At 34.8% G+C, this 1324-nt stretch carries 2 protein-coding genes; both read left to right on the forward strand.

Annotated elements, in window-relative coordinates; translation table 11 throughout:
- Positions 1-258, forward strand: a 258-nt coding sequence (locus KFO40_RS25565) for a transposase family protein (protein WP_211146946.1), incomplete at its 5' end; no start/stop codon positions are given.
- A gap of 315 nt (positions 259-573) precedes the next feature.
- Entirely contained in the window at positions 574-825 is a 252-nt protein-coding gene (locus KFO40_RS25570) for a hypothetical protein (RefSeq protein WP_211146947.1), read from the forward strand.
- Positions 826-1324: the final 499 nt, after the last annotated feature.

Raw genomic sequence — 1324 nt, forward strand, 5'->3', positions numbered from 1 at the left:
TTTATTCTTTATTTAGAGGAGAAAGCCACTATTCCTTCTGAGTACTCTGATCTCCATCTTCACTCAAAAGGTTTCCTCCCTGAGATTGAAGTTCAGGACTTCCCTATCCGTGGTAAAGCCGTTTATTTACGTATCAAGCGTCGTCGCTGGGAAGATCCCTCCACTGGGCAGACATATAGTCGTGACTGGAGTTTGGTAGCCACCGGTACTCGCATAACCGCTGAGTTCGGTGCTTTTTTAAAAGAATTACTTAGATAATCACGCCGTTAGCTGCCAAAGTGTAGCTGAGCATTACTGTATGGATGGCAAACAGCTTCAAAGCCAATATAAAGACCACCTGAGTGACTTCCAGAATTGGGATCAGAGAGCACATGCCCAAGAGTATATCCTTTATCCAAAGAATATGGGTTATCACCTATGTATTGACGAAACGGCTTTAAGTAAGGGAGATCTTTATACCATCTTAATAAGGCACTTATATACGACCTGACACCAATTAGTTAGGTCATAACAAAAAGTTATAGAGCTCGGAGAATCCGGGCTTTTTTTATAAACAATTAAAAATTAAAGATTATGGAAAAGAATGAAGAACTTTTAGAAAGATTGGTGAATGAATTAGCAGCGCAAAATAAACTTATTGCGCTGCTAATTGCGAAGAACAATGTTGAAACATTTGGTAAATCAGGAATTGAGATTGTGGAAGAAATGGAAAAAGAATCGGTAGCTATTATTAAATGGAGTTACAATTATCCAATAGAAAAATTTCCTCTCTATGAGCCTGAAAAAACAAATTTTTTCTTTGAAAATAAGGAATTAACGGACTAATTTATCAATATTGAAGTTCATAACATATCCGCAGCGTCTACACTCTAAAGTCCAATATTTGGAATTTGGGATAACAATATCCTTATAATTGGTAACATTTAGATTATCCAAACCAGCTATATCCTCTCCACCTCGCATTATATCAATTATATGTCCATTACATATCGGGCATGATTTATGTTCTAGTTTACCAATGAGATTTTGAAATTCAGCTTTAGTCATATCTGTCGTTTTAAAGGTTAATACTATCTGCAAATGTACTGTTTATAGTTTATAAACGGTAATAGTTCTGTATGTTTTGCAAGGATGTTTTTTAGCATCCTTGCGAAAAACTTCCATGAAAATATATTGTAATTTTCTTGCATATATCGTTGAATTTTAGTATATTTCGGTAACTAAAAAAGAGACATTATGAAAGGCGAAAGTTTATACACAGTATTCTCAAAAGCTTTATCAAGTGAAAAGAAAGCTATTAAGTACTTTGAGAAAATGAGATGGG

Origin of the sequence: Bacteroides sp. 1001302B_160321_D4 (assembly GCF_015667765.1) — a bacterium.
Classification (GTDB): domain Bacteria; phylum Bacteroidota; class Bacteroidia; order Bacteroidales; family Bacteroidaceae; genus Bacteroides; species Bacteroides xylanisolvens.